This window comes from Gammaproteobacteria bacterium (genome assembly GCA_029862005.1).
Taxonomy (GTDB): Bacteria; Pseudomonadota; Gammaproteobacteria.
Map to the genome: position 1 here is coordinate 18,530 of JAOTYD010000019.1, position 25,496 is coordinate 44,025.

Sequence of the window (25,496 nt, forward strand, 5' to 3'; positions counted from 1 at the left end):
CCTGGAACGATGGCCATCCGAACTTCTCGATACCTGCTGGTACTACTGCTCTGCATTTTGGTTGCAGCGCCGAATCCCGCGTTAGCCGCGACCCCGACCCTGTTGACCGGTGTTGCGCTGGTCAATGCCCTGCGCGCCGGGGGCTACAACCTGTATTTTCGACATGTTGCAACCGACTGGTCGCAATCGGATGACTTGCGTCAGGCGGATGACTGGTTGAACTGTGACCCGGCGCAAATGCGCCAGCTGTCGGAGGCAGGGCGTGCAGATGCAGTGGCCATAGGCAACGCCATTCGCAAGCTCGATATTCCGGTAGGTGAAGTCCAGGCGAGCCCGTATTGCCGCACGATTGAGACCGCAGATTTGATGAATATTGGAGCGGTCAAATCCTCGACCGCAGTGATGAATCTGCTTGCCGCCGACTATTTCGGCGGACGCACGGCTATTGTCGCCACTGCACGGGCGCTGCTGGCAACGCCACCCGCTCCCGGTACCAACCGCGTCATCGTTGCGCATGGTAACGTAGCGCAGGCGTCCACGCCGGTGTACCCCGCCGAAGGCGAGGGCGTAGTGTTCCAGCCAGACGGCAAGGGTGGTTTTCAGCTGGTCGGCCGAATCAGCCCGACGGACTGGCCCCGGCTTTTAAAACTTGCGTATCAATAGCTCGATTGATGGTTGGTGATCGGAACCTCGACGGTATAAATGTTGATTGATCGTGTCTGGCCTCTTGCTGTAACTTCGCCGACCCGTGACAGCTCGACATCATTGACCGAGGCGGCGCTCGATTCCGAGATCATTAATCGGGTTCCGTACTCCTTGTTCAATGCCTCGAGACGGGCCGCGAGGTTTACCGCGTCGCCGTGAACCGTGTAGTTCAGGCGCCCCCTGGCGCCGATGGCCCCGGCAACCACCGGGCCGGTATTGATACCAATTCGAATGTTCAGCTTTTCGCCTTCGTACTTGTCGGAGGCAATCCGGTTCAACATTTCCAGTGCGGCGTGAACCGCGTTGTGGGCATGGTTGTCGTCGGCTATCGGGACGTTGAAAGTCGCGAGTATTGCATCGCCCTGGAACTGAGTAACCACGCCCCCATTTTGCTCGAGTATTTCCACCATGGCCGAAAAATAGGCATTGAGAACATCGACTATCTTAACCGGCCCCAGCGTTTCGGTGAGTTGGGTGAAGGATTCGATATCGCAAAACAGGATTGTGGCCTCGGTTTGCTGCACCGGAATCGCGCCGCCCCCGGCCAATAGTGAACTGGCCACCTTTTCCGGCACGAAACGTCCCAGCGTATCGCGAATTACCTTCCGCTCGCGTAACCCATGGACCATGTTGTTGAACGCCTTGCTGGCATCGTCGAGTTCGCGAATATAGCTGCCGCCCATCGGCTCAACATCGTCCAGACCACCCGCATCGACCGTATTCGCAGCGCTTACGATTTCCTTGATCGGCCTGCTAACCTGGCGGCCGACAATGATCGAGGCGATGATCGCGAACACCAGAACTGCGAGGCCGGCAGCCAGTGACCTGAGTAAATTTTCGATCTGACCATGGGAGTGCAGGCTGGTGTTCAGGTAGACGCCGATGGTCCACGGCGCTGGGCCATAACGTTCGATATCGCGATAAAGATAAAGATAGAAATTATCGCCCCAGAATATGCCGCTGGCCTGAGTGTCCTCGAGTGCGGCCGAGATAAATGCTGCTTCCTCGTCGGGTGACCAGATGCGTTTTAATATCAGGTCGCCTAGTTCGTCGAGGTGAAGCAGCGGCTGTTGTTCGCTGCCGCTGATAATGGCTGGATGAGCAAGAACATATTCGCGGTTGTATAAAACGAATGGTGTTACGCCGGTGTCGGCATGATCCCGGGCGAGAAAAGCGGATAGTTCATGCACGGTTACGATCTGCGCAAAAATACCGATGAATTCGTCGTCGGCATTATGCAAGGGTATATCGTGCAGCAGGGTTGACGAGTTTATTGTATCGGTGAAGATCGGTTCGCGCCACGCGGTCGACGCTGCTGCTTTAACCTGGTTTAGATAGTCCTGGAACCAGGGATTTTTCGACCAGTCTCCGGTTATCGCAACCCGCTCCTCACGATGCCAGCGCCGGCCGTTGCCATTAGCCGCGATTATTGCAACTCCGGCCACCTGTGGTGTCGCCGCGAGTGAACCGTAAATATAGTCATCGAAGGAAGACAGGTCTGTCAGATCCTTGATATCACGGGCGACCCACCGCGCCTGGTCGGCAATTGGCTTAAGGCGTTCATCCAGGCTTAGCTCCATCGCGTCGATCAGCGTTTTGCCCTGGTCAGCCCACAGCTGGCGAGTGCTTTCCGCCGCCTGGTTGAAGCCGAGGTAGAGCACGATGCCCACGCTCAGCGCAAGCAGGCTGCTCGCGCCGAACACGGTAATCGCGGTGATCGGGATGCGATACCTGGCTGTCATTTTCGTGCCCCGTTTCCTGCAGAATCCGGCAAGGCCCTAACTTAGGGCTTCTGGCAGCAACAGGTCAAGGATTGAAAAGTTCGACCGCGAGATCCCTGCCGGAAAGTTTTCGCAATAAGAGATCACGGCGCCGGTTGGTGTTTTCGATATTCGCCTGCTTCACATGCCCGAAACCACGCATATCGAGCGGCAAACTTGCGATTTCAACAGCGATCTCGTGGTTTTGCGGAATAATCTCGGCAAGAATTTGTTCGATATCGCGTTCGTAATCCGCTATCAGTGCGCGTTCCATTTTGCGTTCAGCGGTGTAGCCGAAGATATCAAGTGCGCTTCCGCGCAGCTTTTTAAAACGCGCGAGCAAACGGAACAAGGGCATTACCCAGCCTCCAAATTCACGCTTTAATAGTTTGCCAGAATGAGGGTCCCGTTTCGCCAGCAGCGGCGGAGCCAGGTGAAAACGCAACCGGTAATCGCCTTCGAACTGTGTCGCCAGTGCCTGCTCGAAGTCGCCGTTGCTGTAGAGTCTTGCAACTTCGTATTCGTCCTTGTAGGCAAGCAGGTTGAAGTAGCTGCGTGCCACCGCATCGGTCAGCAGCAGTTCGGCATTTTCGCCTGGCAGATGAAGTTCGCGTTCCGAGGTGTGCACGCGTTCCACCAGGCGCTGGTAGCGTTTGGCATAATCCTGGTCCTGGTAATCGGCGAGGTAAGCACTGCGATACGCGATGACGTCGTCCAGGGTTGCTTCGGGTTCCGCGGGCTTGTACTCGTTGGCGAGGCCTGCCTCGTCAAGTACGGCAGTTGGGTCGATAACGTAGCGACGCCCCCACAGGAAAGCCTGCTGATTTTGCTCGATCGCGACACCATTCAGTGCGATGGCTTCATCGATAGCCTCAGCACTGATCGGTATCAAACCTTTTTGATAGGCGGCTCCCAGCAACAGGAAATTGGAGTAGATTGCATCACCCAGCAGGCGTGTTGAAAGCGCGGTCGCGCGGATGAAATGACTGTGCCCGGTTTCCAGTTCACCCGCGATTGCCTGCTCCATATCCTCGATTGGAAATACGGCATCCGGGTCATGCGTAAACTCGGCGGTAGGAGACAGGTGACTGTTAATAACAGCATACGAATGCTTTCGATTCAACTTGGCCAGCGCATCATCGGCTGCCGATACCACGAGATCGGCACCCAGTAACAGATGTGCCTCGCCGGCGGGGATTCGCACCGAGTAAATCTGATGCTGGTAATCGGCGACCCGCACATGCCCGGTCACCGCGCCGAACTTTTGCGCGAGCCCTGTTTGATTGAGCACCGATACACCCTTTTGCTCGATATGTGCGGCCATGCCCATAACCGATCCAACCGTCAGTATCCCGGTACCGCCGATGCCGGTAATGAGGATGTTGAATGGCCCATCGATCGAAATTCTTTGCGGTTCTTCGGGTGCAGGCCAGCCGGTTGTTTCAGCCATTGCCTGGCGTTTGCGAAGTTGCCCACCGTGCACGGTAACAAAACTCGGACAGAATCCCCTGACACAGGAATAATCCTTGTTACAGGCGCTTTGGTCGATGGCTCTTTTGCGACCCAGCAGTGTCGGCTTGGGGATGATGGAAAGGCAGTTGGATTGCACACCGCAGTCGCCGCAGCCCTCGCAAACCGCGTCATTGATGAAGACCCGCTTGGGCGGATCTTCGAGAATGCCCTTCTTACGCCGCCGCCGCTTTTCGGCGGCACAGGTTTGCGCGTATATCAGTGCGGTGCAGCCCTCGGTATCACGTAATTCGCGCTGTATCGAATCCAGCTGTCGTCGATGCGAGATCGAGATCCCGTCATAATTTGAAAACGGGCTGTTGCGGTATTCCTGCGGTTGATCGGATACCACGGCGATCCGCTTAACTCCTTCGGCGCGCAGTTGCTCGATTAATTGTGCAACTGAAAGCTTGCCATCCAGGGCTTGTCCACCGGTCATGGCGACTGCATCGTTGTAGAGAATCTTGTAGGTAATGTTGACGCCTGCGGCAACCGCGGCACGAATTGCGAGCAAGCCCGAATGAAAGTAAGTGCCATCGCCGAGGTTTTGAAACACGTGTCTGGTTTCGGTAAATGGTGCCTGGCCCAGCCAGGTCGCACCTTCACCGCCCATCTGGGTAAAGGTTTCGGTGCCGCGGTCCATCCAGGTTGCCATGTAGTGACAACCGATACCGCCGTAAGCCCTGCTACCTTCCGGTACCACGGTCGAGGTATTGTGCGGGCAACCTGAACAATACCAGGGTTTACGCTCTGCGAGCCTGCGCGGTTTGGCGAGGGCTGCCTCCTTGGTCTCGAGGAATTCGAGACGTTTCTGTATCGATTTACTGTCGAAAAACCGGGAGATACGTGCGGCGATCACGCGCGCAATCATCGCCGGCGTCAGCTCGCCGAGATTGGTGACCAGCAGGTTGCGATCTTCATCGTATTCACCGACCACGCTGGGACGTCGGCTAACCGGCCAGTTGTACAATTGACCCGTGAGCTGGTCTTCAATCACGCTGCGCTTCTCTTCGACCACGAGGATTTCTTCAAGCCCGTCGGCGAACTGGTGAGTCACCACCGGTTCCAGCGGCCAGCTCATGCCGACCTTGTATAACCGGATTCCGATTTTCGCCGCGAGTTTTTCGTCGATGCCGAGATCACTCAGCGCCTGCAGCGTATCGAGGTAGGATTTACCGGTCGTGATAATACCGAGCCGCGCGTTGTCGCTGTCGAGTTCGATGCGGTTCAGATTATTGGCGCGCGCGAAGGCCCTCGCCGCGTAGATCTTGTGGCGCTGCAGGCGTTCTTCCTGCGCCATCGGTGTATCCGGCCAGCGCGTATGAACGCCGTCTGCGGGCAGTTCGTAATCGTCGGGGATGACGACGTTGACCCGGCTGGGATCGATTTCAGCCGAGATCGCAGCATCCATGTTTTCGGTGATTGCCTTCAATCCAACCCAGCACCCGCTGTAACGTGATAACTCCCAGCCGAAGATGCCCAGGTCGAGTACCTCCTGCACCCCGGTAGGATTTAACACCGGAGCGGTGGCACCGATAAACATATGGTCACTCTGATGCGGCAAGGTCGAAGACTTGCAGGCGTGGTCATCACCGACGACGGCGAGCACGCCACCATGGGGTGACGTACCGAAGGCATTGGCATGTTTGAGCACATCCATGCTGCGATCGAGCCCGGGTCCCTTGCCGTACCACATCCCGAACACACCGTCGTACCTGGCGCCCGGAAACAGTCCGACCTGCTGGCTGCCCCACACCGAGGTCATTGCCAGGTCTTCGTTAATCCCGGGCAAAAAGTGAATGTTGTGTGCTTCGGTAAATTGTTCGGCTCTCCATAGCGCCTGGTCGAGGCCGCCGATGGGTGAACCGCGATAGCCTGAAATGAAGCAGGCTGTGTTGAGTCCCTGTTCCAGGTCACGCTGGTGCTGCAAGATCGGTAACCTGACCAGAGCCTCGATGCCGGTCATAAACGCCTTGCCCTTATCGAGAGAGTACTTGTCGTCGAGAGAGACTTTCATGGCTTCACCAGATCAGCATGATAAACATTGTAATTTTAGTGCCCCAAACACGATGTTTTGTTGCATTTTTTCTACTTGATTGCAATTAATAGATTTTTAATTCTATAATTATGCATTATTTTGGAATAAATTTTCAAATCAATGAGCCTTTCCGCAATCGATATCAAGATTCTCGGGCTGCTGCAGCAAGACGCTTCACTGACCGCGGCCGAGATCGCAGAGCGGGTGAATCTGTCAGTATCGCCCTGCTGGCGTCGTATCAGCCGCCTTGAAAAAGAGGGAATCATCGATAAAAAAGTGGCGCTGCTGAATCCCGAGAAACTCGGAATCGGGATGGTGATTTTTGCGCGTATCAGTCTTTCGCAAAATGATGAAGCCTCATTACATGCCTTCGAGGAACAAGTGCGTCAGTACCCGGAAGTGGTGGAGTGTTACACGGTAACCGGTTCAGCGGACTATTTTCTGAAAATAATTACCCGCGACATCAAGCGCTACGATCAGTTTTTACGCCGCCATTTATTGCAGATACCACATGTCAGGGATGTTAATTCGAATGTTGCCGTGACCCAGGTCAAGTACAGCACGGGGTTACCGCTTGAAACCCAACTAAAGACCTGACCCGGGTTCAGTTAGTCTCTCGACGAGCTTCGTATCAGATTTGCGCAGCCAGTGTTCTGATTCAATCAACCAGCCTGATGTTACAGACCTGTTACAAATGCTTGCGAAATGAATAGCTAAAAGGCTTAATACGCACTTTCCGGGGCTTAAGTGGTGCCTTTGATAGATGATCAAAAAGATTTTGGTTGCTACCGATGCGTCTGCAGCCTCAGGTCGCGCGGTCAGTTTCGCAGCACGGTTGTCGGTGCAGCACGAGGCCGAGTTGCTGATTTTGAACGTCATTCGGGATATGCAATTGCCGGAAGAACTGAAGGATGCGCCCGAATTCGAATCCTTCCTCAATGCTCGCGATGACCTGATGCGACATGCTGCGGAGCAGATCCTGAAGACTGCAAAGCAAAAGGCTAAAAAAGAAGGCGCCCGGAACATTCAAACCGCTATTGGTAGCGGTGACCCGGCCAGCAGCGTAGCCGGATTCGCGCGCCGCCGTAAAATCGACCTGATCGTTGTCGGTACCCGTGGTTTGAGCAAAATAAAGGCAGCCGCGATGGGCAGCGTTTCCCGGAAATTACTGGATCTCTCCGACGTCAACTGCCTCGTAATCCGCTAAACCCCTGAAAGCCATCGGTCCACGCTGTCATCCCGCAGCTTGACCCGATGCGTCGGACCGGCGGGACCCAGTTAAATCATCACGCTCGCAGACCGTATTTTAGATGTTCGCGCTGCGCGCGATATTTTAGGACAGGATCCCGCAGTCAAGACGCGGGATGACAGTATGAAAGCCGCGAGATGGCAGGTAAAAAATCTTCTACTCGGGTGATGGGACGTCGCGCACTCTCGACTTGGTCGGATCGTAAAACGGAAATCCGACAACCTTTGCCGGCAGGCGCTTCTGCTTGCCGTCGAGTTTGCCGACTTCGACTTCGGTGCCGGGGACGGCGTGTTCTAACTGCATTCGGCACAGTGCAACATTTTTACCTAGTATCGGGGAGCGCACTGCGCTGGTGATTTCACCGACCTGGTTACGGCCGATTTCAACGCCGTCCCCATTTGCGGCCAATTCATCACCGGTAAGCTCGAGACCAACCAGCACCCGCTGGGGATTTTCCTTGCGCTTGATCAGTGCTGCCTTACCAACGAAATCGTCCTGCTTGGTACTGAGCGGCACGGTAAACGGAATTCCGGCTTCGAACGGGTCGGTCTGATCGCTGAATTCATAACCGGCGAAGATCAGCCCGGCTTCGATGCGCAGCATGTCCAGGGCTTCAAGCCCGAGCGGTGTCAGGTCGTAGGCTTCACCCGCTTCCCAGATTGCGTCCCAAACCTCGGGCGCATCATTCGGATGGCAAAATACCTCGTAGCCGAGTTCACCGGTATAGCCGGTGCGCGAAACCACGAGCGGAATTCCCTGCTCGTCGCCAATGCGCGCGATCGAAAAGCGAAACCATTCAAGTTCTTCCAGCGTCGCCTGATCGGGTCGCGTCCAGATAATCTGTTTTAAAACATCGCGGCTTTTTGGACCCTGCACCTGCAGGTTATGCAACTGATCGGTCGAGTTGCGCACCCAGGCCTGCAGTCCGAGTGCCTCGGCCTGTTCGCGTAACCAGATACCGCTTTCATCGCTGCCCCCGATCCAGCGGAAATTATTCTGACCGAGTCGAAACACCGTGCCATCGTCAATCATGCCGCCGTTTTCATAACACATCGCCGTGTAAACCACCTGGCCGACCGCAAGGCGGCGGATATCACGCGTGACGCAGGTCTGTAATAGCAGCTCGGCATCGGGACCGGTAACTTCGTATTTACGCAACGGCGATAAATCGATCACCACCGCGCCTTCACGGCAGGCCCAGTATTCGTCGAGCGCACCGTGATTGGTATAACTGTTTGCCAGCCAGTAGCCCGCGTACTCGGTAAAATTGCGTGTGTGTTCCGAGGTACGGCTGTGAAAACCGGTCTCCTGGGTCAATTCTTTGTCTGCATCTGCTGTCATTCTGAATGCCGTCGCTTTGTTAAATGAATTCGTGCCTGCATAAATTCGCATGTGAATATCGGTCGGATTCCAGCCGTTTGCCGGATCGACATCACATGGGCAGGCGGAAGATACGCATACCATGTCCTTGAGTGCCCGCATCAGCACATAGTCACCGGGACGTGACCAGGGCTCGTCGAAGTACATCTGGTTGCTGTTATCAATTGAGGTGTTGAAAAACAGGTTGATTGCCATCCAGCCCTTGCGTGCCTCTACCCCGTAGGGTTGCAGTGCCTGACTGAAATTGTCGGAGCAATTGACGTGCCCGGGATAACCCATTTCTTCGTAGTACTTTGCGGTACATGCGGTGCCAAAGCTGTCGTGTCGACCGCAGGTATCCTGCACCACCTCAATCATTGGCTCAAAATTCTGATCGTAGAACTTGGCATACAACCCGGGCGCCGGATAGGCGGCCCCGACCACGTGGCGGGTCGCGGTAGCATCGAGGCTGCGCTCGACACCTCGCTCCAGCATCGAGGAGTCGAAGCACTGAAAGTCGGAACATTCACGCCCCTCGACGTCGATGATCTGAATGAAATCGCCAGCCTTAACCTCGTAGGCAAACGCGGTGCGCGCCTCGATGCGCACATCTTCAAGCGGATCCGCTAATGGATCGGGCAGCCGGATTTCTGTTTCAGTCACTCCGATCGGATGTCGATGAACAAATGCCACCAGGTCGGTTACCGTGTCCTGCTGGTCGGCACGCATGTCACTACCCGGCGCGGCGACGAGACAGGTGGCGGGTTGAGCGGCGATAAATCGAACCGAATCGCCAGCAGGAGAGTAATTGCTGAATACGACGCAGCTGCGGGCTTCCTCGATTGAAATACCAAGCCTGTTCAGCGCCTCCTTTAATTCGATGGCGCTGGGCTCGGAACTGTCCAGGATCTGTTTAAGCGTCTCGGCGCTTCCATTATTACGAGCGCCGATAAGTGCCGAATCGCTGCGACCACCGGCATCGAACACGGTGATTTCACCCGGTTGCAATCCTTCCGGGCTGACCAGCTGGAGTTCGTCGCCGGCCTGTAAGTTCAACGCTACACTGCCGCCACCGCGTACCCGGTAGCGTTCGGTATTCGGCGGAAGCGCGTTAATTCCCGGCTCGCGTACCCTGACTGGTGAGATAAACAGGGGTGCATTCATCGTTTAGTCGGTCTCGAGCAAATCATCATGCACCCCGTAGAGATGATCCTTGATCAGTCGAACAGCACTGGCCGTATCGCGCGCGGCAATGGCCTCGTATAGAGCGTGATGCTGGTTGTTGTAGTAGTCAATGCGATCGGAGGTTAGCAGTTTGGCTTTCATCGTGCGCCACTGTGAATGTCGGCGCACCTCGCTGATGCGCTCGTACAGCCAGTACATCAGCTTGTTGCGTGAACAATGCGCCAATGCCAGGTGAAAAGCGGCATCCCCGCGCGCAAATTTTTCCGGGTCCCCACCGCAATCTTCACACTGGCGTAGTGCGTCGCGCAACTCATCGAGATCACGTGAGCTCGCGTTGGCTATCGCCAGGCGCACCATTTGCGGTTCGATTGCAATACGCACCTCGTTCATTTCCAGCGGGCTGGTTACGCTCGATATTTCCTGCTGGTTGGTAATTTCCCGGTGCGTTACATAGGTGCCGCTGCCGATTTGTCGCGTAACCAGGTGCTGTTGCTCCAGAATTTCGAGTACCGAGCGGATCGTGCCTCGTGAAACGCCGAACTCTTCGGCCAGGTTCCGTTCTGCCGGGAGGCGTTCCTCGTAAGCATATTTGCCCTCGAGGATACGGCGGCGCAATTGCGCAGCGACATTACTGGTGGTGACACCAACGCGAGTGCCGGGCCTTTTGTGCACCGGTTTAAGGTCTCCATCTGCAGCTAACAGAGCGCTGCTATTTAGTGCTTTCACGCCGCTAGATTCCTCTAATTGCTGTCTAAATATGGTCCAGTAAATTGGTACAATAATGCGCCAATTTTTGCGCTAAATCAAGCCTTTCTAAGCTTAAATATCGTTGAAATTGGCACTATGATCGTTAAATTGGCACCGAGTCGGTGCAGCTCCTGTCATGTTCGAAAAATACGCAGAGAAATGAAAACGGATTATGAAACTAACATTAAGCTATTGAAATAATTGGACTATGAAGAATTATTTATGTTGCTCCAGGATTACTCATGGATTCGACCAGATCTGGATAATGATAAATTTCAATCACTGCTCGAGAAATTGGTCTATTAAACCTAGCACTTTAAGCAAGAATTGTCCAAAAAAAGCTATAAGAGGTCTTGTTTTGTGCCACCCGATAGGTATAACATTGCGGTCTGTCGAGTTCACCCGAAGCATCTCCTGGGCAGCGAAAAAAACAGGTTTCCGGTTGTAAAAAGTGTTTAATCGGCGGCTTTTTCGCAGAACCGAAGAGCAAAAAATATAAGTCCTTAACCGTTTGGAGGGTAATTATGACCGATTTACAAGCACATGTTGAAGCGCCGGGACGCGCTGAACTGGTAAAGCAGGTAAGCGAAAAAATTAAGGAAACTGGGGTCGACTACATTTACTACCAGTTTATTTCCGTTACTGGGCGTATTGTCGGTAAGGGTATTCCTGCCATGCACTGGGAGCGTCTGGCCGAGAAAGGCTTTCAGTTGGTATACGGTTCTACGGCTAACCTGTTCGTCGATCGCCATGGTGACTACATCGGTTACGGTCCCGAATCATCGGAACTGGTCGGCATTCCCGATCCTGAGACCTTCTGTCAATTGCCCTGGGACAAGCGCATCGGTCGGGTATTCTGTACCTTGTTCCGTAACCGCGAAGAACGCGAGAATCCGGGTGGCGCATTGACTTCAGATTGTCGGGGTAATTTGCGTCGTATCCACAATGAATTTCAGGACAAGCATGGCCTCGACATGCGCTGTGGCACCGAGCCCGAAATGATGTGGTTAAAGCGTGGTGAAGACGGCAAGATGAGCGGTGGTGTTACCAAGCCGAACTGCTACCACATCGACCAGTTCGAAGAACTGCGTCCGTCCTTTATGAAAGTTATCGAATACTCGATTCAAATGGGGCTCGACATCATCCAGGGCGACCACGAAGACGCGCCGGGCCAGCTCGAACTGAATACCCAGTTCGACGATGTGTTGCGTAATGCCGATCGCCTGACTACCTACCGGCAAATATGTGCCCAGGTAGCGCGAGAAGACAATTTGATTGCCTGTTTCATGTCCAAGCCGTTCATGGGTGTCTCGGCTTCCGGTTGCCACCACAACATGTCGCTATGGCGCGGTGGCGAAGATGTGGTTAATAAACTTGGCATGGAATCTCTTCCGGGTATGGAGGGCGCTTTCAGTTACCGGGTTGGCGGTGAAAACACCTTCATGCCTGATCCTTCAATTGACGAGCGAGCGCCAGGCACGATCGGATTGCAATCGATAGGTGGTGTTATCCAGCACCTGGGCGCGCTGACCTCGATTGGGTCTTCAACCGTTAACTCATACCGTCGTCTGTGGGATACCGGTTTCTGGGCGCCGATCTTTGCTGACTGGGGATACCAGAACCGCACCTGTGCGTTACGGGTATCCGCTCCGGGTCGTTTCGAATACCGTTCGGTAGACTCGATGGTGAATCCTTACTTGATGGGGGCTGCACTGTTGAAAGCTTTCGATGATGGTATCGACAACAATCTCGATCCAGGTGAAGCGGAAGAACGCAACATCTATGAAGCGATCGATGCAGGTAAAGACGTCAAGAAATTACCGATGTCACTTGGCGAAGCACTCGATGAATTGCGTGCCGATGAAGTCATCAAATCAGCCATGCCGGGCGAAATGTTCAAGGTTTTCGAGCATTACAAACGTGACGAGTGGGAGCGTTTTAATCATACGGTTACCGATTGGGATGTCGAAACTTATCTCGACTGTCTGCCGTAGGCTTGTTTCAAATTATTCCGGTGCGGGCTTGCTCTGCACCGGGATTTAGATTTAAGGCAGCCCCGGCAGCCTAATCTTTAACTCTAAGAGGATAATCTTATGTGTGGTATTGCTGGACTTATCTGGAAAGGTGGCGTGACCAGTGATATCGGTAGCGAGATGACCCAGATGCTTCAGGCGTTGAAGCACCGCGGACCCGACTCTACCGGTTTTGCGCTCTATGGTAAGGGCGAGGAAGGCGTGTACGTGCTGCGCTTCAAGGTGGCCGAGCAGGAAGACATGAAGACCGGTTTCGATATTCATCGGCTGGTTATCGAGCGCAAGGCCGCGGTTGATACACGCATGGCAGAACTGGGTGCCGAAGTCATCGAAAGAGAAGATGCCACCGAGTACGCGTTTCGCTATCACTTCAAATTTGACGGTGATTTGAAACGTTTAATCGATTTCATCGAAGACCTCGATGGTGTTGAAATCCTGTCGGTCGGTAAAGCGCTTGAATTGATCAAGGACTTAGGCGATGCAACCGTGGTTTCCGAGCAGTATGGATTGAAAGGCTTCGTCGGCACCCACGCGATCGGCCATACACGTATGGCGACCGAGTCGGACGTCGATATTCGTTCGGCGCATCCCTACTGGGCTTACCCGTTCAATGATGTTTCGGTGGTTCACAATGGCCAGTTGACCAACTACTGGACCATGCGTCGCGACCTCGAGCGCCGTGGTCATCGCTTCATGTCGAACTGTGACTCCGAACTGATTGCGGTTTACATTGCCGATCGAATCGACCGGGGTGACGAGCTTGAAGGTGCAATGCGCAGAACCATCGATGTTATCGACGGTGTGTTCACCTACCTGGTTGCAACCGGCAATCAGCTGGGCATGGCAAAAGACGTCATGGGTGCCAAACCCATGGTGCTCTACGAGAGCGATGAGTTTGTCGGCCTGGCTTCGGAAGAAGTTGCCATTCGCAGTATTTTCCCACGTGAAATCGACACCTGGGATCCTTATCAAGGGGAGGTAAAAGTATGGGCAGCGTAACAACATCCCATGACATGGGGCTGCACGAGGAGCAGCTCGCGGGTCGTACTCAGCAGCGGTTTTTCTCGGCCACAGAGGAAGAGAATTTTACCTATCCATGGGCTTACGAAGTTGATTTCGAGAAAGTAGCCGAATTTGACGCCGCGGAAATGGAAATTTCGGAGATCAACATCAAGATTCGTGATTTGATGAAGTCCGGGGTTGGTACGATTACGGTGAAAAATCCGCGCGCCAAGCACTCGCTCGGTGTCGGAATCCTGAATCGTCTGAATCTGAACTTCGAAGGTAGCCTCGGCTACTTTGGTTGTGGATTGATCGATGGCCCCAATATCCGTATTAGTGGTCGTGTGGGCTGGTCATGCGCAGAAAACATGATGGCGGGTAAGGTGGTCATCGAAAAGAATGCGGGTTCTTTGTTCGGCGCCGCGATTCGCGGTGGTGACCTTGTCTGTAGGGGACAGGCAGGCGCGCGCGTCGGCATAGATCAAAAGGGCGGAACCATTATCGTCGGTGACAGTGTCGGTGCCTTTACCGGTTTCATGATGCAGCGCGGCCGCATGATTATCCTCGGCGATGCCGGCGATAACCTCGGTGATTCGATGTACGACGGCACGATTTACGTTGGTGGCAAGATCGCGAGCCTTGGCGTCGACTGTGTCGAAACCGAATTGACCGATCTCGACAAGCGTTATCTCGAAGGCAAGTTATCGCAATACGACATGTCGGCTCCCAACGGTGTCGACAGCATGATCAAGCTGACATCCGGCAAGCAATTGTGGAATTACGACAACCTCGAACCAACGGAAAAGAAACTGGTGCTTTAGGCACGGGTTTTGATCCTGGAGAATAAAGATGTCTGATAAAAAAATAGATCCCTATCACCTTGGAAACAGTTTTATTTTTCCGCCCGAAGTGATGAACGATATTCACATCAAGGCCGAGCTCGGTCGGTACCGCATGCGTGGCTTTTCGCTGTTCAAGAAAATTCCAACCTGGGACGACCTGACATTCATGCCGGGTACGCTGACGCGTTTTGTAATCGAGGGTTATCGCGAAAAATGTTTAACCAAGACCATCATTGGTCCCAATGCCAAGATTCCGTTAGAACTCGATATCCCGGTTTATATCACCGGTATGTCTTTCGGCGCCTTAAGTTATGAGGCCAAGACCGCGTTGGCACGTGGTGCCACCATGGCAGGTACCGCGACCTGTTCCGGTGAGGGTGGCATGATTCCGGACGAGCGTCGCTACTCGTCAAAATGGTTTTACCAGTGTATCCAGTCGCGCTATGGCTTCAATCCGAATCACCTGCGTCTTGCCGATGCAGTCGAGTTCTTTATCGGCCAGGGCTGCAAGGTTGGTCTCGGTGGTCACCTGATGGGGCAGAAGGTCACCGACCAGGTGGCTGAAATGCGTTCATTACCCGCCGGTATCGATCAGCGTTCACCGGCGCGTCATCCCGACTGGATGGGACCGGACGACCTGGCGCTCAAGATCCAGGAAGTGCGTGAAGCCACCGATGGGCAGATTCCGATTCAGTTGAAACTGGGTGCGGCGCGGGTATACGACGACGTGCGAATGGCCGCCAAGACCGGCCCTGATTCGATTTATATCGACGGTATGGAAGGTGGTACCGGAGCTGGTCCGCATCTTGCGACCGAGGATACCGGTGTTCCCGGTATTGCCGCGATTCGCCAGGCCAGACAGGCGCTCGATGATGTCGGTATGTCAGGTGAAATAACCCTGGTTTATGCGGGTGGTATCCGTAACGGTGCCGACCTTGCGAAAGCGATTGCGCTCGGTGCTGACGCGGTTGCAATTGGCCACTCGGCCTTGATCGCGCTGAACTGTAACAAGGATATTCCGGAAGCCGATTTCCCAAATGAAATGGGTGTTGAACCAGGCTACTGCTATCACTGTCACACTGGGCGTTGCCCGGTAGGTGTCGCGACCCAGGATCCGATCCTGCGCAAACGTCTCGATCCTGATTCGGCGGCGGAGCGGGTTTACAACTTTCTGCATACACTCACCATCGAAGCGCAGTTGTTCGCGCGGGCTTGCGGCAAGACCAACATCCATTCGCTGGAGCCGGAAGACCTGGCTGCATTGACGATGGAAGCGTCTGCCTGTGCGCAGGTGCCAATGGCGGGTACGCAACACACTGTCGGTCGTCCCGACATGACACGTTATTAAGGGGGGCGCGAAAATGACCGAACTAAGTATTAATCATTTCCTCGAAGGCGATGGCGTTGACACCGAGCGTGAAAAAATCATTGGTCAACACATCGGTTATCGTTATGACGTAAACCTGGTGCCCGACATGGAGCGTTGTACACCTTTTTTACAAAAATACATGGAAATTATGGGCTGGAGCGACCTGAACTGGCTTGAAGACGTGCACATGGGTTACGAGGAAGGCAACCCGGCGGTGTTCGATCGCAATATCAATGGCTGGGTGACCATTCCCGAAAATATTAAATTACCGGATAACCAGCAGGATCGGGACATGATCGCACGTGAATTGTTGATCAAGTTTCAGATGGCGAAAGGACATCCGATGGTCGATCTGCGCAAGGCATACGAAAAGTTTACCTGAGATAAGGTACGTAAAACGAAGCCAAAAGGATTATTTTAAGATACCGGTAATCCTTTTTGCCATTTTGATCATGAAGTCTTTATATGTTATTTATACGGATCTTTAGTAAAAATATTAATGGTGAGGATTTTCATACGGGTAGTTAATTTTTCCTTTGAATTTACAGGCTGTTTGAAAGTCATTGCGTGATATGCCGGCAGGATGCCTGTCTAAATTTTACAATTCTCATAACTAAAAGGGGGAGAAAATGGATAACGAGCTAACCGCGCTCGGGATAATATTTACCGAGTTTTATTATTGGGTCACCGTCGTGTTTATGTTCCTGATTCACGTCGGTTTCTGTGTTTATGAGGTGGGCGCCTCACGCTACAAAAACCACACGCACACCCTGATGAAGAACACCATGGTTATCCCGCTGGTAACCGTCACCTTCTTCTTCTTCGGCTGGTGGATTTATTTTGCGTTTGTCAATGGTCCCTGGATCATCGGTCCCCTGGTCGATGCACCCTTTGCCACGCCGTGGAGCGAACTGATGGGCACGCATATGGGTGGTGCACCGCAAGAAGGTGGTGTCCTGACTGCCGACGATACCGCCTTCTGGGCGCGTATTAACGGCGTGTTCTGGGCCGCATTCCTGCTGTTCTCGTGGACTGCCGCTTCCATCGTCTCCGGCGCCGTAATCGAGCGTATCCGTCCCAGCGCTTTCTGGGTACTGGCCGTGGTCATCGGTTCATTTACCTGGATCATCGATGCTTCCTGGGGCTGGTCCTGGAACGGCTGGATGGTACAAAAACTGGGCTATCACGATGCCTACGCGTCGGGTGTAATCCACGCGATAGCCGGCGGTTTCGCCCTGGGTGTACTACTGGTGCTGGGTCCACGCATCGGCAAATTCGCCGCTGACGGTACGCCAAGGAATATTAATCCGCATAATCCCTGGCTGGTAACCATAGGACTGTTCCTCATCTATACCGGTTTTTGGGGCTTCTACGTGGCCTGTAATATCCCGATTATCGATGTCTATGGTCCCGCGATGCTGGATGTGCCTGACAAGACCTTCTTCAGTGCCACCAATATCTACCTGCAGCCAACCACTTTGTCTGCAATTACCTTTAACTTCCTGATGTCGCTGTCGGGCGGTTTGATGGCGGCCTACCTGATTTCGGATGGTGACGCGTTCTGGACCTACTCCGGTGGTCTGGCGGGTATCATCGGCGCCTCGTCGGGTAACGACCTGTACCACCCCATCCAGGCCATGCTGATTGGCGCTGGCGGTGCAATCCTGGCTTACAAGATGCATTTCTGGGTAGAGCGCAAGTTCAAGATCGACGACGCCGTCGGTGCGGTTGCGGTGCATGGTTATGCTGGTTTTTACGGTATCGTCGTGGCCGGTTTCATGCTGTGGGGTTATCCTTCCTCACCGTTTGAGGGATATGCGCCCATTACACCCTGGGGTAACTTCCTGGGGGCCTTGATCATGTTCTTCGTACTGGGTTTCTTTCCGGCACTGATTGTGTCGAAGATCCTGCACGCCATGGGCAAGCTGCGCATCCCGCGTGAAATTGAATTAGTAGGTCTTGATATCAACTACGAAACGCAGAGAGCGGTGGATGCCGCAGAAGTAGCGCGAGCGATTCGTGAAGAAGCCGGGTAGAGGCTCCTGATTTCATATGTCGATAACTGAATTACATTTGGAGAAAATACTATGTCTACAGGTCTAGTTGATAACTGGCTCAATCTTGATACATTCGGTGCGATCTATCCTTTCGTTGGATCGGAAGGATTTCTGACCATACTGGGATTGATTTTCTGGTTTGGCTGGCACGTCTGGCAACACCAAAAGGAATCCACCGAATTCAAGGGTGATATCGAAAACATCACTAAGCAGGGAGGTCCCGGAAAGGTCCTCGATGATGAAGGCAGCAGGGAAGCGAAGGATTCTATCGGGAGCTAATTGCCGGTAGTATCCTTTGCGGTATGTTGCGGAAGCCCCTTCGATTCCTGATCGAAGGGGTTTTTCATTGCTACCGCCAAATGCGCGTATTGCGACGATTTCCGACAGGAGTTTGCGATGATTAAAAATGCACTCTCGGTTATGCCGACACGGCCGATCGTGTATATCGTGCCCGCGATCGTGATACTGGTGATGTCGTTTTATTACGGGGATATATATGCCAAGTGCAGGGGCAATAAGCAGTTTCGTGCCTCGCTAAACGAGTTGCTGGTTGCAACGGATGTTTCTGGGCAATTCCGGTTGGCGGATGCTACGGATTTTGGCTGGGACAGGGTCAGGGTCGTCACCAATTTCAAACCCGAAGCGAGCGGCAGCGAATGTCCCTTCGACTGGAACTGGCCTCGCGGTGAACGCGACTCGCTGATCGCTTCCGGACTACTGACGGTACTGATATTTGTCCGCAGGGGAGCAATAGTCAATTACCAGGAATTGCGTGATGACGAAGTCGCATTTCACGGTGCTGATGCCAGTTTGTCCCCGCAGGCTGCAGTGTTTAGTATCGGGGCGAATCCCGACCATAGCGGTGGCGTAAAGCTGACTTTGAACAATCCGGAATAGTCGAGTATGGGGATGCGGTAAACCAACCGCATCCGCAACGAGAGTCCACCCGGGACTTGCGGCTAGTTCTAGCGAGTGGGTAAATGGGTGTAGTATTACTGATATATCGCAGTCCGGTTATTTGTAAAATGAGTTTTTTCGAACAGGCCTGCCCGAACTCCGGGGGAAAGCGGGTGGCCTGGTTATCTAATTGTTGGGAGTATTAAGAATGGCCACGATTATTGACGGTAAGGCATTTTCGGCAAACCTGCGCGGCGAAATAGCGCGCCAGGTCGCGGTTTTAAAAGAGACGCACTCGATAACGCCTGGTTTGGCCGTGGTGCTGGTGGGAGAGGACCCTGCCAGCCAGGTATACGTGCGTAGCAAGGGCAAGCAAACCCAGGAAGCGGGCATGAATTCCTACGAGCATAAACTCGACGCGAGTACCAGTCAGGATGACTTGCTGGCGTTGATCGACCAATTAAATAATGATCCCGATGTTCACGGTATCCTGGTGCAGCTGCCGTTACCTGATCACATCGACGAAGAAGCGGTGATTAACTCGATTTCGGTCGATAAGGACGTCGATGGTTTTCATTTGTCCAATGTCGGCCGTCTCTCGATCGGTGCCGAAGGTATCGTGCCCTGCACGCCGCTGGGTTCACTGATGATGCTCAAGGATCATCTTGGCGATCTTTCCGGCATGAAGGCGATCGTCGTTGGCCGTTCCAATATCGTCGGCAAGCCAATGGCTGCATTGCTATTGAAAGAGAGCTGCACTGTCACTATCGCGCATTCGCGCACCCGCGATCTGCCGGGTGAATGCCGCCAGGCGGATATCGTGGTCGCAGCGGTAGGACGCCCCGAAATGGTCAAGGGCGACTGGATCAAGCCGGGCGCTACCGTCATCGATGTCGGTATTAACCGCATCGAGAAAGAAGATGGCACCACGCGGCTGGTGGGTGATGTTGAATTTAGTAGCGCTGCCGACGTGGCCGGTGCAATCACACCGGTGCCGGGAGGGGTAGGGCCAATGACAATCGCTTGCCTGTTGCACAACACTTTGCAGCAAGCCTGTCGCCTGAACCATGTCGAGATACCGGAATAAAGCGAGATTACATTCGTTCGAGTTTGTTTGAGGTGGCGAACGTGATAATTTCGCCGCCTGTCTGACTCGAGCCAGGCTGATTATGCCCTTGATTCTGCGACGTAGCCTGATATTTATCACCCTGTTGGCGGCCGGGCTGTTAATCTATGCGCTATGGTTCGGCATGAGGGCGGATCGTTACGATGATACCGCCGTACCCTATCTGGAATCGACCCTGCCGATCGTGACCAGCTGGCAATTTGAGCAGCTCAGGCCATTGTTATCGCCCACAGCGCGGCTTGAATTTGAAAACGAAAAGGTCCAGCAGGCTTATCAATCTCTCAGCCGACTCGGGCAGTTGAAATCGACGGGTAAACCAAAATATCTGTGGGATCGTTCCGCCACCAGCAAGTCGTTGGGAGATATCGAGATTATCGGCTACCAGGTACCGTTGGAATTCGATTCTGGTCCCGCAACTATCAAGATAAATCTCGTCGTCGACGGAAAATCATACTATATCCAGCATTTCGGTATTCACTCCGAAGTTTTCGCCGACCAGCAGACAGCCAATTAAAGCCGTCCAAAACCGATCAAATCAGGGCTAACCAGCTTCCGCCGCAGCCACTAATTGGTGGGCGTAATTGAGAGACATCGATCAACTGATGGCGAGTAGCATTATGTTGATTTATTTAGCATTTACCACGCAAACCATGCTTATAAAGCCACCGGCTAACTTCAATTTAATGGCCCGATAACCACGGCAAGTCGCTGAGGCAAAATTCAAAAAGCACTAAGTTGGTGCAGAAGTTTCTTATAAAACAGGAGCATAGCTATCGTTTTAGAGATTGGTTATGATTGGGCATGATTTCATCCACAAGTAGATGAAACCAGATAAAAATGCGACCCAGGGACTAACTGCAGCTCCCGGATGTTCGGGGATAATAATTAAGGAAACGAGTCATAACCACAGGACGTAGTTTGAAATACTGTTGGAGAAACAGGGGTTTTCTAACTAACTCTAAGGGGGAGATCAACAATGACACCTGCAGAACTAGAGGCCGCGTTAACGTGGGCCAACACGATAAACCTGGAGGTTTATTATTACTGGTGTACGGCCATCATGATCCTGATTCACGCGGGCTTCATGATGTACGAGATGGGAGCGTCTCGAGTCAAGCATACGTTGGCAGCCGGAACTAAAAATGTCCTTGCTTTTGCCTACATGATTCCGACCTTCTGGATGTTCGGATGGTGGATCTACCTGGCTATGTACAACGGATTCACGCCCGACTGGGAAGCGGGTGCCGGTGGCGTACCCTGGGGCGAAAGCATGGGACCGAACCTGCAGGATAATGCCTCCGGCGTTTTCTATGGCGCGTTCACGCTGTTCGCCTGTACCACGGCATCGATCATGTCTGGAGCGGTAATCGAGCGCATCCGTATGACCGCGTTCATCATCCTCGCGGTTATCCTCGGCTCGGTTGCGTGGATTCTCTCGGCAGCCTGGGGCTGGCACTATGCCGGCTGGATGGTGGTCGAATGGGGTTACCATGATTTCGGTGCATCCGGCGTGGTCCATATCATTTCCGGTTTCTTCGCGCTCGGTGTATTAATCCATCTCGGCCCGCGTATTGGCAAGTTCAACGCCGATGGTTCGGCCAACGTGATTCGCGGGCACAGCCTGCCGATGACGATGGTTGGATTGATGCTGATCGTGACCGGCTTCTTCGGTTTTCTTGGTGGCTGCCTGTTCTATGGCGGTGGTGGCCCGGCCGGTATCGGCCAGTGGACCAACATCTACGGTATGCCGACAACCCTGTCGACGATCTGTTTTAACACCCTGATGGGTGTTGCCGGTGGCATGATCGGCGCCTATACCAAGACCCGTGATCCATTCTGGATGATGTCGGGCGCACTCTGTGGTGTCATCTCGGTTGCGGCAGGCATGGATCTCTACTATCCGGGCCTCACCTTTACGCTCGCATTTGTCGGTGGTGTTCTTGGGCCGATGGCGGCTCAGTTGATCGAAAAGATGGGCATCGACGATGCCGTTGGCGCGGTCTCGGTACACGGTTTCTGCGGCATGCTCGGCCTGCTGTTTGCCGGTATCTTCCTGGGCGGCTACCCGCAGTTTGCCGATAACGTCCCGACCATCACTTTCGGTGGTCAGTTCAAGGGCATGATCGTCATGATCCTGCTGGGTTTTGTTCCCGGTTTCGTATTCGCCTGGTTGTTCAAGGTGATGGGTATTCTGCGCGCCAGTGACGGGGTTCAGGAAGTGGGTATGGACGTCGAGATCGAAGCCATGGCCTATCCTGAAGACATCAAGACTATTAATTGAGGAGTATCAAAATGTTTAATTCAAGTCCAATTGAAAGCTGGGATGGCGCAGGCGTTTTCTACTCTTTCGCTCAAACTGGAATGACTGATTTCTGGTTCTGGATTGCGGTGCTATTGTGCATTGTTCCGTTGTTCGTAACCCTGAAGACTGAAAACCATCACGAAAATATACACAAGTTCAGGAGTGATGATACCGACAGCACCCACGGCGTACAAAGATAGCGCAAGCGGGGGTAACTCTATAAGGCTCCGTCTGGCGACAGGTGGAGCCTTTTTTATTCTGTAGGCAGCGAATTTGTGTCTTGCCAGAGGAGCCAATGTGTTTCTTCGTGCCGGGTGCAATTCCGTCATCCCGACCTTCGAGCCGGGATCCAGGAATGGTGACTCTAGGCTTAGAGCTCGTCGTCGTTTAGGGATCGGTTGTTGCCCCGCAACATCACCAGCAGGACACAGCCATCTGGTGTGTGTGAACCGTGCTTCGAACCCGGCAACAGGCGCACGAAATCGCCACTGCGGTAAGTGGTACCATCGCAGTCGATCAATTCTCCCTCCATGATCAGGAATTCTTCAAAGCCCATGTGTTCGTGTGGCCTGGATTGTGCGCCGGCCTCCATGCGCAACATGAAGCACTCGAATTCGCCGTTTAGCAGTTCTCCGCTCAGGGTAATCCATGACATGCCCGGGATCGGTTCGCCATAACGGTTGTAGGGCTTGAACGCGTCGGCGTCGGTGCTGATTATCTCTCGCAGCCTGGTATCTAACATAAATATTTGACCTCGCTCGGTGAACTGACACACTTTTATTTGTAATTTGCGAGGCGCACAATAACACATTCGCTCCTGCATATTCAGGCATAAGGGAGGCGGGAAATGAACAGAAAACTGGCGAGGTTGGGTTACCTGTTACTGGTCTTGCTGTCCGTCGAATCCGCTATAGCGGATGCCTATACCGGAACTTTCAGTGGCTGGCTGGAGGGTGAGGAATACCAGCTTTCAATCTCGCAGAACGAAACTGGTCAATATCAGGGCGAACTGCAGGTTGCCGGTGTTGTGCTGTTACTCAATGCCCGACGTTTCGGTGATCGAATTGCTGGTCAGATCGGAGGAGCAGATGAGAGTTTCGGCTTCGTCGCGAATTTGCAGGGTAGTGCGTTGATTTTCGAGGATGAAGAAGGTGTATCGATTACATTTCAACGTGATATCGATAGTGGCAATGACGCTGGATCCGATCGGGCCGCTAGCGACGCCCAGGCAAAGCGGCTGGTTTACGTCAATCGCGTGCAGCTGGATTTGTTCTCACTGCAGGAACTCGAAGCACACAACGACCTGCCGATTGCCGATGGTCGTTACTGGTATGACATCGACACGGGTGCCTGGGGTGTAGAGGGTGGGCCAACCGCCGGGCTGATTTATCCGGGTCTGCCGTTACCAACACCGATGCCGCCTGATATCTCCGGAGGCGGCACCGGGATCTTCATCAATGGACGAGAAATACATCCACTCGATCAGCAGGCACTGTATCAACTATTCGGGGTCACGTACCAGGGTGATTTCTGGATGGATTCACAGGGCAATTTGGGTTATGTCGGTGGCCCGGCGATCGTCAATATCCTGCAAGCTTCGCAGGCAGCGCAATCGGACGGGATTGGCGGCTCGGTGACACATGGCTATGATTCGACCTACGGTGCCCGCGGTACGGCTGCCGGCGGAATGTACTCGGGTCGCAGTGCAACCGGCAAGTCGGTGTTCTGGTATCCCGGGATGTAATAAAAAGCGCGACCCCTGGGCCGCGCTTTTTATTAGTTGATCCTGACAGCGTTCGTCAGGTTTGCAGGTAACTCTCCAGCGAATCGTCGAGCGCGTCTTTCCATGGCGTGTGATGTGCCGGCGCCATGGTGCCGGTCAGGGCTGACTTATAGCCGTTATCACGGAAGGTCATGATGTTTTCCTTCTTGTGTTTTTTCCACTGGAAGAAGGCTTCATTCGCACCGGCACAATCAAACTCGGGGTAATCGGTCAGCGCCATCAGGTCCATGGTGTACTTGCCCTGGAACTCAATGCAGGCGTAATCGTCGGGCAGGTTATCTTCGGTCTCGCGCCACTTGTCGATATCCGCGTGCATCTCAGCCTGCGAAGGAACATCGAGCCGTCCAAGGATCACGTCGCGTGCATACCAGGCCTGGGCGTCGAACATATTGAAGGTATACCACTGGTCCTGCATCCCGAGGTACATCAGTTTGGGGTTGTATTCCCAGACCACGCCATTATAGAGATTGACGGGATAGAGTCGATTGTTGGTCTTGAGCTTCAGATTCTCTGCCATGAACGGGAAGTGATGCAGGTAGCCGGTGCATAGAATAATCGCGTCGACCTCGGCGGTGCTGCCGTCCTTAAAGGTGGCGGTATTCTTTTCGACCTTTTCCAGTAGAGGCACTTCCTGCCAGTTATCGGGCCACTTGTACCCCATCGGCGCGGTACGATGCGACACTGTGACCGATTTGCAGCCGTACTTCCAGCACTGCGATCCGATGTCTTCGGCCGAATAGGAAGTGCCGATAATCAGGATATCCTTATTCTTGAATTCCATGGCATCACGGAAGTCATGCGCATGCAGTACACGCCCGTTAAAGCTGTCGAACCCGGGAAACTCGGGCACGTTCGGAGTCGAGAAGTGACCGCTTGCAACGATGACATGATCGAATTCCTCGGTGTACTCGACGTCCTTTTTTTCGTCCTGGACAGTAACGTGAAACATGCCTTCATGCTCGTCGTAGGCCACATGACGCACCGGCGAGTTAAATCGTATCCAGTCTCGTACCCCAGCTTTCTTCACGCGCCCCTCGATATAATCGTACAGCACCGCACGGGGTGGGTAAGAGGCGATCGGACGACCGAAGTGTTCTTCGAACGAATAATCGGCAAATTCCAGGCCTTCCTTCGGTCCGTTAGACCAGAGGTACCGATACATGCTGCCGTGAACCGGTTCGCCGTATTGATCGAGGCCGGTGCGCCAAGTGTAATTCCACAAGCCGCCCCAGTTGTCCTGCTTCTCGAAACAGACGATATCGGGAATATCAGCTCCCTTTTCCTTCGCCGACTGGAAGGCTCTTAACTGAGCCAGGCCGCTGGGACCGGCTCCTATCACTGCAACGCGCTTGCTCATCTAATCCTCCAACTAATTGATTTTGATAAATATTATTATTCGAAAACGGTTGTAATTGCTAGCCGTCAAGGTTAGGGAATAACGGTGCGATGGTCAACCAAATGACAGGTATTCAATATCAATTTTAACCGGACATGCACTAAAGCCGATTTGCATTCGGATGCCCGGTGAGGTTT

22 protein-coding genes are annotated in these 25,496 nt (G+C 53.5%); 16 read left to right on the forward strand and 6 right to left on the reverse strand.

Translation table 11 applies throughout. The features are described from left to right. Nucleotides 1–9: 9 nt before the first annotated feature. The gene (locus OES20_12460; protein ID MDH3635501.1) at nt 10–663 is read left to right on the forward strand and encodes a histidine phosphatase family protein; all 654 of its coding nucleotides are present in this window, start codon (nt 10–12) and stop codon (nt 661–663) included. Here the strand turns inward: OES20_12460 and OES20_12465 are convergent. Together OES20_12465 and OES20_12470 are read right to left on the reverse strand one after the other, a co-directional pair. Beyond that, entirely contained in the window at nt 657–2,447 is a 1,791-nt protein-coding gene (locus tag OES20_12465; protein ID MDH3635502.1) for a HAMP domain-containing protein, read from the reverse strand. The genes OES20_12460 and OES20_12465 overlap by 7 nt on opposite strands. 64 nt (nt 2,448–2,511) lie before the next feature. After that, nucleotides 2,512–5,991 carry an indolepyruvate ferredoxin oxidoreductase family protein gene (locus tag OES20_12470; GenBank protein ID MDH3635503.1) on the reverse strand — a complete coding sequence of 1,160 codons (3,480 nt, stop codon included), beginning with the start codon at nt 5,989–5,991 and terminating at the stop codon, nt 2,512–2,514. Nucleotides 5,992–6,132: 141 nt separating this feature from the next. Here OES20_12470 and OES20_12475 point away from each other — a divergent pair, with 141 nt between their 5' ends. Both OES20_12475 and OES20_12480 read left to right on the forward strand, forming a co-directional pair. Next, nucleotides 6,133–6,609, forward strand: a complete 477-nt coding sequence (locus tag OES20_12475) for an Lrp/AsnC family transcriptional regulator (GenBank protein ID MDH3635504.1) — start codon at nt 6,133–6,135, stop codon at nt 6,607–6,609. A gap of 166 nt (nt 6,610–6,775) precedes the next feature. Next, nucleotides 6,776–7,219, forward strand: coding sequence for a universal stress protein (locus OES20_12480; GenBank protein MDH3635505.1), 444 nt, complete (start codon nt 6,776–6,778; stop codon nt 7,217–7,219). 198 nt (nt 7,220–7,417) lie between these two features. On the opposite strand, the gene OES20_12485 is transcribed toward OES20_12480, so the two are convergent. Together OES20_12485 and OES20_12490 are read right to left on the reverse strand one after the other, a co-directional pair. Next, entirely contained in the window at nt 7,418–9,784 is a 2,367-nt protein-coding gene (locus tag OES20_12485; GenBank protein MDH3635506.1) for an aminomethyltransferase family protein, read from the reverse strand. Between the two features lie 3 nt (nt 9,785–9,787). Next, complete coding sequence (locus tag OES20_12490) at nt 9,788–10,531, reverse strand: FadR family transcriptional regulator (GenBank protein ID MDH3635507.1); 744 nt, start codon at nt 10,529–10,531, stop codon at nt 9,788–9,790. A gap of 545 nt (nt 10,532–11,076) precedes the next feature. On the opposite strand from OES20_12490, the gene OES20_12495 reads away from it, so the two are divergent. The 12 genes from OES20_12495 to OES20_12550 all read left to right on the forward strand — a co-directional run bounded on the left by OES20_12495 (nt 11,077) and on the right by OES20_12550 (nt 22,380). Next, the gene (locus OES20_12495) at nt 11,077–12,546 is read left to right on the forward strand and encodes a glutamine synthetase family protein (protein ID MDH3635508.1); all 1,470 of its coding nucleotides are present in this window, start codon (nt 11,077–11,079) and stop codon (nt 12,544–12,546) included. Nucleotides 12,547–12,645: 99 nt separating this feature from the next. Further along, entirely contained in the window at nt 12,646–13,584 is a 939-nt protein-coding gene (locus tag OES20_12500) for a glutamine amidotransferase (protein ID MDH3635509.1), read from the forward strand. Beyond that, nucleotides 13,572–14,408 carry a GXGXG motif-containing protein gene (locus OES20_12505; GenBank protein MDH3635510.1) on the forward strand — a complete coding sequence of 279 codons (837 nt, stop codon included), beginning with the start codon at nt 13,572–13,574 and terminating at the stop codon, nt 14,406–14,408. The genes OES20_12500 and OES20_12505 overlap by 13 nt, the downstream gene beginning before the upstream one ends. Nucleotides 14,409–14,436: 28 nt before the next feature. Then, a complete protein-coding gene (locus OES20_12510) occupies nt 14,437–15,777 on the forward strand; it encodes an FMN-binding glutamate synthase family protein (GenBank protein ID MDH3635511.1) in 1,341 nt (446 codons plus the stop codon). A 13-nt stretch (nt 15,778–15,790) separates the two neighbouring features. Continuing rightward, a complete protein-coding gene (locus OES20_12515; protein ID MDH3635512.1) occupies nt 15,791–16,180 on the forward strand; it encodes a hypothetical protein in 390 nt (129 codons plus the stop codon). 247 nt (nt 16,181–16,427) lie between these two features. Then, on the forward strand, nt 16,428–17,834 hold the full coding sequence (locus OES20_12520; GenBank protein MDH3635513.1) for an ammonium transporter: 1,407 nt from the start codon (nt 16,428–16,430) through the stop codon (nt 17,832–17,834). A gap of 51 nt (nt 17,835–17,885) precedes the next feature. Continuing rightward, nucleotides 17,886–18,134 carry a hypothetical protein gene (locus tag OES20_12525; protein ID MDH3635514.1) on the forward strand — a complete coding sequence of 83 codons (249 nt, stop codon included), beginning with the start codon at nt 17,886–17,888 and terminating at the stop codon, nt 18,132–18,134. A gap of 117 nt (nt 18,135–18,251) precedes the next feature. Further along, complete coding sequence (locus tag OES20_12530) at nt 18,252–18,752, forward strand: hypothetical protein (protein ID MDH3635515.1); 501 nt, start codon at nt 18,252–18,254, stop codon at nt 18,750–18,752. Nucleotides 18,753–18,960: 208 nt separating this feature from the next. Next, nucleotides 18,961–19,839, forward strand: a complete 879-nt coding sequence (gene folD / locus OES20_12535; GenBank protein ID MDH3635516.1) for a bifunctional methylenetetrahydrofolate dehydrogenase/methenyltetrahydrofolate cyclohydrolase FolD — start codon at nt 18,961–18,963, stop codon at nt 19,837–19,839. An 82-nt stretch (nt 19,840–19,921) separates the two neighbouring features. Then, nucleotides 19,922–20,392, forward strand: a complete 471-nt coding sequence (locus OES20_12540) for a hypothetical protein (GenBank protein MDH3635517.1) — start codon at nt 19,922–19,924, stop codon at nt 20,390–20,392. Nucleotides 20,393–20,854: 462 nt separating this feature from the next. Continuing rightward, nucleotides 20,855–22,159, forward strand: coding sequence for an ammonium transporter (locus OES20_12545; protein MDH3635518.1), 1,305 nt, complete (start codon nt 20,855–20,857; stop codon nt 22,157–22,159). An 11-nt stretch (nt 22,160–22,170) separates the two neighbouring features. Further along, nucleotides 22,171–22,380, forward strand: a complete 210-nt coding sequence (locus tag OES20_12550) for a hypothetical protein (GenBank protein MDH3635519.1) — start codon at nt 22,171–22,173, stop codon at nt 22,378–22,380. Nucleotides 22,381–22,550: 170 nt separating this feature from the next. Here OES20_12550 and OES20_12555 read toward each other — a convergent pair whose 3' ends face one another. Continuing rightward, on the reverse strand, nt 22,551–22,922 hold the full coding sequence (locus OES20_12555; protein MDH3635520.1) for a cupin domain-containing protein: 372 nt from the start codon (nt 22,920–22,922) through the stop codon (nt 22,551–22,553). Nucleotides 22,923–23,027: 105 nt separating this feature from the next. Between OES20_12555 and OES20_12560 the strand changes: the two genes are divergently transcribed. Then, nucleotides 23,028–23,924, forward strand: coding sequence for a hypothetical protein (locus OES20_12560; protein ID MDH3635521.1), 897 nt, complete (start codon nt 23,028–23,030; stop codon nt 23,922–23,924). A 55-nt stretch (nt 23,925–23,979) separates the two neighbouring features. Here the strand turns inward: OES20_12560 and OES20_12565 are convergent, their stop codons facing one another. After that, a complete protein-coding gene (locus tag OES20_12565; protein MDH3635522.1) occupies nt 23,980–25,320 on the reverse strand; it encodes an NAD(P)/FAD-dependent oxidoreductase in 1,341 nt (446 codons plus the stop codon). Between the last annotated feature and the right edge of the window lie 176 nt (nt 25,321–25,496).

What these genes read in the sequence shown, in the direction of transcription:
- OES20_12460 (MDH3635501.1), top strand. Translation starts at nt 10, where the DNA reads ATGGCCATCCGAACTTCTCGATACCTGCTGGTACTACTGCTCTGCATT.
- OES20_12465 (MDH3635502.1), bottom strand. Translation starts at nt 2,447, where the DNA reads ATGACAGCCAGGTATCGCATCCCGATCACCGCGATTACCGTGTTCGGC.
- OES20_12470 (MDH3635503.1), bottom strand. Translation starts at nt 5,991, where the DNA reads ATGAAAGTCTCTCTCGACGACAAGTACTCTCTCGATAAGGGCAAGGCG.
- OES20_12475 (MDH3635504.1), top strand. Translation starts at nt 6,133, where the DNA reads ATGAGCCTTTCCGCAATCGATATCAAGATTCTCGGGCTGCTGCAGCAA.
- OES20_12480 (MDH3635505.1), top strand. Translation starts at nt 6,776, where the DNA reads ATGATCAAAAAGATTTTGGTTGCTACCGATGCGTCTGCAGCCTCAGGT.
- OES20_12485 (MDH3635506.1), bottom strand. Translation starts at nt 9,784, where the DNA reads ATGAATGCACCCCTGTTTATCTCACCAGTCAGGGTACGCGAGCCGGGA.
- OES20_12495 (MDH3635508.1), top strand. Translation starts at nt 11,077, where the DNA reads ATGACCGATTTACAAGCACATGTTGAAGCGCCGGGACGCGCTGAACTG.
- OES20_12500 (MDH3635509.1), top strand. Translation starts at nt 12,646, where the DNA reads ATGTGTGGTATTGCTGGACTTATCTGGAAAGGTGGCGTGACCAGTGAT.
- OES20_12505 (MDH3635510.1), top strand. Translation starts at nt 13,572, where the DNA reads ATGGGCAGCGTAACAACATCCCATGACATGGGGCTGCACGAGGAGCAG.
- OES20_12510 (MDH3635511.1), top strand. Translation starts at nt 14,437, where the DNA reads ATGTCTGATAAAAAAATAGATCCCTATCACCTTGGAAACAGTTTTATT.
- OES20_12515 (MDH3635512.1), top strand. Translation starts at nt 15,791, where the DNA reads ATGACCGAACTAAGTATTAATCATTTCCTCGAAGGCGATGGCGTTGAC.
- OES20_12520 (MDH3635513.1), top strand. Translation starts at nt 16,428, where the DNA reads ATGGATAACGAGCTAACCGCGCTCGGGATAATATTTACCGAGTTTTAT.
- OES20_12525 (MDH3635514.1), top strand. Translation starts at nt 17,886, where the DNA reads ATGTCTACAGGTCTAGTTGATAACTGGCTCAATCTTGATACATTCGGT.
- OES20_12530 (MDH3635515.1), top strand. Translation starts at nt 18,252, where the DNA reads ATGATTAAAAATGCACTCTCGGTTATGCCGACACGGCCGATCGTGTAT.
- folD (MDH3635516.1), top strand. Translation starts at nt 18,961, where the DNA reads ATGGCCACGATTATTGACGGTAAGGCATTTTCGGCAAACCTGCGCGGC.
- OES20_12540 (MDH3635517.1), top strand. Translation starts at nt 19,922, where the DNA reads ATGCCCTTGATTCTGCGACGTAGCCTGATATTTATCACCCTGTTGGCG.
- OES20_12545 (MDH3635518.1), top strand. Translation starts at nt 20,855, where the DNA reads ATGACACCTGCAGAACTAGAGGCCGCGTTAACGTGGGCCAACACGATA.
- OES20_12550 (MDH3635519.1), top strand. Translation starts at nt 22,171, where the DNA reads ATGTTTAATTCAAGTCCAATTGAAAGCTGGGATGGCGCAGGCGTTTTC.
- OES20_12555 (MDH3635520.1), bottom strand. Translation starts at nt 22,922, where the DNA reads ATGTTAGATACCAGGCTGCGAGAGATAATCAGCACCGACGCCGACGCG.
- OES20_12560 (MDH3635521.1), top strand. Translation starts at nt 23,028, where the DNA reads ATGAACAGAAAACTGGCGAGGTTGGGTTACCTGTTACTGGTCTTGCTG.
- OES20_12565 (MDH3635522.1), bottom strand. Translation starts at nt 25,320, where the DNA reads ATGAGCAAGCGCGTTGCAGTGATAGGAGCCGGTCCCAGCGGCCTGGCT.